At 47.4% G+C, this 430-nt stretch carries 1 protein-coding gene; it reads right to left on the bottom strand.

The annotated features are described in order from the left end of the window. The coding region (locus tag UF06_RS13575) for a fimbria/pilus outer membrane usher protein (protein WP_045570926.1) at positions 1-430 on the bottom strand (430 nt) is incomplete at both ends.

The raw sequence follows: 430 nt of genomic DNA, 5'->3' as shown, positions 1-430 counted from the left end.
GTCTCTGAACGCCCAAACGTGCCAAGCGGCAGGACTAGGTGATTTTCATCCACAACGGTCATACTCAATGCAATTTGCAGCTCAATGGGAAACTCTAACAAATAACCGTAACCTGCATGTATCGAAGCGAACTGCTCTGTCGTCGAAAATGCCGCATTCGCTGGTAAAGTGAGTGGGTCAATTTCATATTTGGCGGTGTAATACGCGGTAGCCCAAGGCTCTAGCAAATAGCCATCCTCGTCAGTCACGCCAACAATTTGGTTTTCATATCTAACCGGAATACCGTCAAAACCGCTGGTGCTGACCACGGCAAAGCTGTCATACACTTCGTTAGCAGGGAAGATTTTGCCATCCAATGTCGAGACTGAACCCGCTATTTCCGCAAAATAATCATAATTCCCACTGGTACCATTGAGCCCTCCTCGAAACT

The sequence above is a fragment of the Vibrio sp. S234-5 genome (assembly GCF_000960595.1).
In the GTDB taxonomy this organism is placed as follows: Bacteria; Pseudomonadota; Gammaproteobacteria; order Enterobacterales; family Vibrionaceae; genus Vibrio.
The sequence above is the reverse complement of the archived record's forward strand: the minus strand, read 5'-3'. Positions and strand labels throughout refer to the sequence as shown.